A 7,089-nucleotide genomic window follows, 5' to 3' on the forward strand; every position below is an offset into this window, starting at 1 on the left:
CTGAAGGCAACAGGTCTGCGGTACCGGGATGTCAGTAGGCGAGCGACGGCAGCGCCCCACCCGGCTGTGATCGGCCACCAACGGTCACGTTCGGGCTCAGCGCCGGTATCTCGTGCCGGCCATGGTGCAGGAACAGCCGCAGTGCGACCGCGGCCAGCGTTCCGTAGATGACCGTGAAGCCGGCCAGGGTAGCGATCACCGCTGTCGTGGAGACCCCCGGTGACACCGCGTCGGATGTGCGCAACAGACCGAAAACGGCCCACGGCTGGCGCCCCATCTCGGTGAAGATCCAGCCAGCGGTGTTCGCCAGGTACGGCAGGGCCGACGCCCACACGAACGCCGGCAGGAGATAACGCCCGCCGGGCAGGTGGCCACCGCGCATCCGGAACAGCCCGAGCATGGCGAGGCCGAAGTAGACGGCGCCGAGCCCCATCATGGCCCGGAAGTTCCAGAAGGTGATGCCCATCACCGGGGTGTAGTCGCCCGGTCCGTACTGAGCGGCCTCGGCGGCCTGCACATCGTTGACTCCCCGCACCGTCCCGGAAAAGCTGTTGGTGGCCATGAACGACAACAGGCGCGGAACCTTTATATCGATCTTGTTCTCGCCGTGGGACACGTCACCGTAGGCGAACAGGGAAAGGCCGGCGCCCCGCTCGGTTTCCCACAACGCCTCGGCGGAGGCCATCTTCATCGGCTGCTGGCGGGTCATGACCTGCCCCTGGAAGTGCCCGGACGCCATGACCCCCACCGATGCCACGGCACAGACGACCAGGCCCAGGCGCACGGCCCGCCCATGCAGCTCCACCTGTTGTCCCCGCCGCAGGTGCCAGCAGGACAGCCCGACGATCACGGCTCCGCCCGTCAGCAGCGAGGCCGCCAACACATGCGGGAAGGTGACCAGCTGGGTCGGGTTTGTGAGCACCTGCCAGATCGAGGTGAGTTCCGCGTGCCCGGTATCGGGGTTGATCCGGTAGCCGACCGGGTGCTGCATCCACGAGTTGGCCGCCAGGATGAAGTAGGCGCTGATGACCGTGCCCAGCGACGCCAGCCAGATGGTGGCGAGGTGCACGTTCCTGGGCAACCGGTCCCAGCCGAAGATCCACAGGCCGAGGAAGGTGGACTCCAGGAAGAACGCGATCAGCGCTTCCATGGCCAGCGGCGCGCCGAAGACATCTCCGACGAAACGCGAGTAGTCCGACCAGTTCATCCCGAACTGGAACTCCTGGACGATTCCCGTGACGATCCCCATCGCGAAGTTGATGAGCATCAACTTGCCCCAGAAACGGGTCAGGCGCAGCCATTCGACGTTGCCGGTCCGATTCCACACCGTCTGCATCACCGCGACCAGCAGCGACAGCCCAATTGTCAGCGGGACGAACAGAAAATGATAGACCGTAGTGATCGCAAACTGCCAGCGCGCTATCGTTTCGTGGCTCATATCCGTTGCCATCCCGCGTATTCCTGGCCTACTTCTTCCTGGCTCATCTGCGTTCCCTTCCAGTAGTCCGGGGGCCTGGGCCGCCGGCGGCGCGGAAAGCATCAGCGCGTCGCCGGCGGCCGCTGTGCCAGCCGGGGCGCGGGCCGCCGACGGTGCGGAAAAACATCGTCACGCAGCCTCTGGCCGTTACCGGATGACAGCGACCGGGCACGGAGCATGCGTCATAACCTGGTGGCCGACCGAACCGAGCAGCAGGCCACCGAACCCGCCATGGCCACGGGCCCCCACCACCAGCAGCTGGGCAGCGTGGGCAGCCACGATCAGGCCGTGCGCCGCCGCGGCGGCTATCAGCGTCGCCTCGACGGCAGTTTCGGTATCGCGTGGAAGTCCTTGTTCAATAGCTGTGTCAAGAGTGATGCCAGCGGCTTTTTCCAGCTCCGCCTCGTCGAACACGGGGAGCCCGGCGGCGTTGGGCGGCGGCTGCGGCTGCCAGCAGTGCGAAACCCGCAACGGAACATGGCGCAGCCTTGCCTCGACCGCGGCCCAGCGCAGCGCCGCCAGAGATGGCCGTGAGCCGTCCACACCGACGACGATCGGCCGGCGGTCCGGCTGGGACAGCGCCGGCCCGCGTACGACCACCACCGGAACGGGAGCTTCCTGGACACATCGCGCACTGACCGAACCGACGAACATCCGGCGCATCCGGGCAAGCCCGCGTGCGCCGACGACGAGCATCAACGCGTCCCGGGACTCCTCGACGAGAGCGTCCGAGGGCGCGTCGTAAACCGTCCTTTCAACGACATCGACACCGAGGTCACAGGGATGCGTCCGACGGACCGCGTCGTGCAGCACCTGCATTGCCGCACGTTCGAGATCATCGACGCCGATCGACGGTGAAATGTCGTCCACAACACGTGGCCGCCCGCCCGGGCCCCAGGCGAGCACCGCTCGTATCCGAACCCCGATCAACGCCGCGTGCACCAAGGACCAGCGCAACGCCAACTCGGCATCCACGGACGCATCGATTCCCACCACGATATCGGATGTCGTCTCCACACCGTTCACGCTCGCAGCGCCCGGCGACGCGAACGAGAGCGATTCGGGTAGACCGCGGGACCGAAAGTCCCGCCCGCGCGGGCCAGCCAGCCGAAAGGGCCGTCAGCCGGAAAGCTTGGTGGCAAACACCGCCGCTTGCGTCCTGCTGGTCAGGCCAAGTTTTTCCAGAATGGATGACACGTTGTTCTTGACAGTTTTCTCAGCGAGATGAATCCGGCTGGCGATCTGGCGGTTGGTCAGCCCCTCGGCGATCAGGGCGAGGATCTGGCGCTCCCGCTCGCTGAGGGCGGACAGCAGGCGGTCTTCGGGCGCGCCGTCGCGCAACCGGGTCAGCACCCGCTGGGTGACCGCCGGGTCGAGCATGGACTGGCCGGATGCCACGGTCCGGACCGCGCCGACAAGATCAGTCCCTCTGATCTGCTTGAGCACATAGCCCGCAGCTCCGGCCATGATCGCGGCAAAGAGAGCCTCATCATCGTCATGGGATGTCAGGATCAGGCAAGGGACCTCCGGTGTACCGGAACGGATGTCGCGGCACACATCGATGCCGCTGCCGTCAGGCAGGCGGGCGTCGAGTATGGCGACGTCAGGACGTAGCGCCGGGATGCGCCGTAGGGCTTCGGCCACAAGGCCGGCCTCCCCCACGACTTTGATGTCGCCCTGGCTTTCCAGTAGCTCGCGCATCCCGCGCCGGACGATCTCGTGGTCATCGAGAACGAATACGCGGACAGGCTCCACCGAACCGACGATACCTGCCGACGAGGCCTTAGCGACCATGGATGACCGGCAACAGGACATGACAGACCGAAGGGCCTACCGTCATGTGTGTGACTAGCACCGGCACTCTACCCGCGGACCTCGCCCGCACGGTCGTCGAGACAGCGGGGCTGGCCCCGTCGATCCACAACACCCAGCCGTGGCGGTGGCGAGTGGGCAGCACCGGCCTTGACCTCCTCGCCGACACCTCGCGGCGGCTCACCATCGCCGACCCTGACGGTCGTCAGCTCCTGCTGAGCTGCGGCGCGGCACTCCTGCACGCCCGCCTCGCCATCCGGGCCGCCGGGCTCATCCCCACGGTGACGATCTTTCCGGATGCGCGTGACGAACTTGACGGCGGGCCGTTGGCCACCATCGCCATCAGGCCCGCCGCGGCCACCCAGCCCGCTGATCCCGACAACGCCACGCTGCTCGCGGCAACCCGCCATCGGCGCACCGACCGCAGGCCCTTCGACCCGCGCCCGCTGGAACCGGACGCCCTGCGGGCGCTGCGGCTCGCGGCCGAGGCGGAGGCGGGGTGGCTGGTGTCCCTGGACGACGCGGACCTGCGCATCGACACAAGTGTGCTGATCGCCCGCGCCGACTGGCTGGAGAACCACGACCCGGCCTACCGCGCGGAACTGGAGTCCTGGAGCCGGACCAGCACGGATGCGGTCGACGGCATACCCCGTGATGTGGTGATCAGCTCAGCTCAGCCACGGCAGTCCGAATTCACGGTGCGGGACTTCAACGTGGTCGGCGAAGCCGGCCTACAGCTGCGACAGACCGGTGTGGAACGCCCGATGGTGCTCCTGATCGGTACCGACAGCGATACCCCAGCCGATCGGCTGCGAGCCGGCCAGGCGATGGAACGGGTGCTGCTGACCGCGACCGCGCGCGGTATCGCCACGTCGCCGCTGGGCCAGGCTGTCGACCTCGAGTCGACCCGGGAGCTGCTGCGGCACTCGATCGGTGGCCTCGGGCACATCCAAATGATCATCAGGGTAGGTTACCCGCTGCCGGACGCCGAGACGCTGAAGGCGACACCGCGCCGATCGGTCGACGACATCCTGCGGTTCGAATGAACGCACTAAGCGAAGGTGCCGGCCGCGCAGGTCGCCTCTCGGCGCGTGGTCGCTCGCAGCGACATTGGGGTGAGCCCGGGGGCCATGTCACGGCCGGCACCTCACCACAGTACCGGGTTCTGGGCTGTCGCATCACGGGGGAGCGAAATCGACGGTCCATCACCTGTCCGGCGGGACACGGCCGGATCAGGCAGCCGGAAAATCGTGCGAGCGGGCACCCCAATCCCAGCAAAAAACGATGTATGTCAGCCCGGCATCTGGTTCTATCCGACCTGCGGGTCCGTCGGCCGGGCAGCTCACGGGGGGAACTGTCCGCGCCGCGCCGTAGTGCCGAGCAGATCGCCGCTGGCAACGGTCACGCGGGACAGCGGTCACGCCCGGGACAGCGGTCACGCCGCCAGGAGCGCGGCGCTGAGATACGCGAGGCTGAACTGAGTATCGGAACGGGCACCGGCGGGGTCCGCGCAGAAGACGGAGACCGTCACGTCGCCAGCCGCGCTGCCACGCGGTGAACTCCATCCGCCGATCGCGCACCGGTGGGTCGGCTCACCATAAGGGATGACCTCGACGTTGTCGGGAGCGCGCCCAGCCGCCGGGAAGGTCACCTCGTACGCGCCCGCCGAGATGTGACGGACGGTGTTCACTTTTCCGGCGCTGTTGGCGGTATACCTGTCCCACGCGTCTACTGTCATGCCCAGGGGCGGCTGGATGATCCTCCCGGTGTCCTCGGCCTCCTGGCCGGAAAAGGCGTGCCCGAATAGCACGGTGTCCGCCCCGATCAGCGCATGCTGGTTGGTGTAGACGAGCACGAACGGCGTGTCCGTCCAGGTCTGCCCGATGGCGCACCCCACGAAGATGGTCTGCCGGTCGGTCTTCTCGTCCCGGCCGAGTGGGTTGCAACCGGCCGGTGTGGAGCCGATCGCATTGACCTGGAGGTTGTTTCCCTCCCGGCCGGAGTAGGCCGGCCCGACCAGGTCGATCGAGTAGTGCCCGACACCGATCCGGTGGATCTCGAAGGGGGTGGCCGAACCGGCGGCGTCGTAGTAGTCGCCCGCCCGGGTAACGTCCTGCCCCGGCTCGTCATCCCGGAAGTAAGTGTAGGGCGGTGGCAGCGAAGCAGGCCCCCCGGTGGGAGCCGGGCTCACCGCCTGCCCGCGGAAGTACGGGTCAGGAAAGGTCGATGACGCCCGGTAGGACGCCGGTGCGAACGTGAACAGCGCGGTGAACCGCGAGTCGGTGTAGTCCCCGGTCGGTGACCGGCAGGCCAGGGTCACCTCCTCGGCGGGACCCGACGGCGCCCACCCTTCGGTGTGGCAGCTCACCGGCTGGTCACCGACCGCGGATGCCAGCGCGACGCCATGCCCGCCGGGCACGCCGATGCCAGGAAAGATCACTTTGTAACGACCGGTGCCCCGCCGGACCACTGTCGCCGACGCAGCGGCGGTGGCCGTGCCGGCGGCGCCTGTGGCCGACTGCCAGCTTCCAGCCTGCACGAAGGGCGCGGGCGTCCGCGCGGCCCCGAACGGCGACGCGGCCTCGTCCGACCGGACGAATCCCCAGACCGGCGTGCCGGGAAGAACCGATGCCCCGGCTGCCCTGGGCGGAACCGAACCACCGCAGCCCACCAGCACCCCGAGAATCACGGCGATCACAGCGGCATACGCACAGACGGTCACCGGAACCAATCGTCGCGCCCCTGTCATCCCCCAGCCTTCCCGTGTGTGGAACTCGGCTTCTCCGCGGCACCGCAGCCGGGATGAGCATGTCATGCCCGCTCAACCAGAAAAGCCGGGAGTCAGCGAGACGACCACGGGAGTACCTTTAGGCTGGTCGGGCCGATCTGACAGGGCGTCACAGGTAACACGCGGTCTGGAGGTTGGTTCAACAATGGCAGCGCCGGATGCGGCCGTGAACGCGCAGGCTCTCCCGCTGGGCCCGGGTGACCCCAGCCAGCTTGGCTCCTACACCCTGCTTGGCAGGCTCGGCCAGGGCGGGATGGGCACCGTCTACCTCGGGCGTACCGGAAACGGCCGGCTGGTCGCCATCAAGGTGATCCGTACCGACGTGGCCGATGACGATGAGTTCCGGCTGCGTTTCCGGCTGGAGGCGGAAACGGCCCGCCGGGTGGCCCGGGTGTGCACCGCCGAGGTGCTCGACGCGGCGCCCGACGCCGAGCAGCCGTATCTTGTCACCGAGTTCATCGAAGGCCGGACGCTGGCGAAGTTCGTCTCCGAAAGCGGCCCACTGCTGGCGGCAAATCTTGAACAACTCGCGGTCGGCGTTGCCGCGGCGCTGACCGCGATCCACAGCGCCGGCATCGTGCACCGAGATCTCAAACCGTCCAACGTGGTGCTCTCCCCCTTCGGTCCCCGGGTCATCGACTTCGGGATCGCCCGCGCGCTGGACTCCGCCAGCAACCTCACCGGGGACCTCCAGCAGCTCGGCACCCCCGCGTTCATGGCGCCCGAACAGATTCAGGGCGATCCGGTCACCCCAGCGGTGGATATCTTCGCCTGGGGCGGGCTCATCACGTTTGCGGCAACCGGCCGTTACCCGTTCGGCGAGGGCAGCGCGCAGGCGCTGCTCTTCCGCGCGGTGAACGAGGATCCGAACCTGGACGGGCTGGACAGCCCGCTGCGCGAGATCGTCGCGAACGCGATGCTCAAGGCTCCGTCGGCCCGGCCGACCGCGCAACAGCTGATGCTGCGCCTGCTCGGTGAGCCGCTGTCGACAGCACAGATCGACCCCGAGGCA

The 7,089-nt window shown here is 67.9% G+C and carries 6 protein-coding genes; 2 read left to right on the forward strand and 4 right to left on the reverse strand.

Going from position 1 to position 7,089, the window contains the following annotated elements; genetic code table 11:
* Positions 1 to 31: 31 nt before the first annotated feature.
* From MJ777_RS03800 to MJ777_RS03810, 3 genes are all read right to left on the reverse strand, one after another.
* On the reverse strand, positions 32 to 1,450 hold the full coding sequence (locus MJ777_RS03800; RefSeq protein ID WP_239346081.1) for a cytochrome ubiquinol oxidase subunit I: 1,419 nt from the start codon (positions 1,448 to 1,450) through the stop codon (positions 32 to 34).
* Between the two features lie 174 nt (positions 1,451 to 1,624).
* Positions 1,625 to 2,494 carry a universal stress protein gene (locus MJ777_RS03805; protein WP_239307919.1) on the reverse strand — a complete coding sequence of 290 codons (870 nt, stop codon included), beginning with the start codon at positions 2,492 to 2,494 and terminating at the stop codon, positions 1,625 to 1,627.
* Positions 2,495 to 2,596: 102 nt separating this feature from the next.
* Positions 2,597 to 3,271, reverse strand: coding sequence for a response regulator transcription factor (locus MJ777_RS03810; RefSeq protein ID WP_239307918.1), 675 nt, complete (start codon positions 3,269 to 3,271; stop codon positions 2,597 to 2,599).
* A 44-nt stretch (positions 3,272 to 3,315) separates the two neighbouring features.
* Between MJ777_RS03810 and MJ777_RS03815 the strand changes: the two genes are divergently transcribed.
* The gene (locus MJ777_RS03815) at positions 3,316 to 4,335 is read left to right on the forward strand and encodes a nitroreductase family protein (RefSeq protein WP_239373196.1); all 1,020 of its coding nucleotides are present in this window, start codon (positions 3,316 to 3,318) and stop codon (positions 4,333 to 4,335) included.
* 389 nt (positions 4,336 to 4,724) lie between these two features.
* Here MJ777_RS03815 and MJ777_RS03820 read toward each other — a convergent pair whose 3' ends face one another.
* On the reverse strand, positions 4,725 to 6,011 hold the full coding sequence (locus MJ777_RS03820; protein ID WP_239373198.1) for a hypothetical protein: 1,287 nt from the start codon (positions 6,009 to 6,011) through the stop codon (positions 4,725 to 4,727).
* Between the two features lie 211 nt (positions 6,012 to 6,222).
* Here MJ777_RS03820 and MJ777_RS03825 point away from each other — a divergent pair.
* Positions 6,223 to 7,089, forward strand: an 867-nt coding sequence (locus tag MJ777_RS03825; RefSeq protein ID WP_239373200.1) for a serine/threonine-protein kinase, incomplete at its 3' end; no start/stop codon positions are given.

The organism is Protofrankia sp. Cj5 (genome assembly GCF_917627405.1).
In the GTDB taxonomy this organism is placed as follows: domain Bacteria; phylum Actinomycetota; class Actinomycetes; order Frankiales; family Frankiaceae; genus Protofrankia.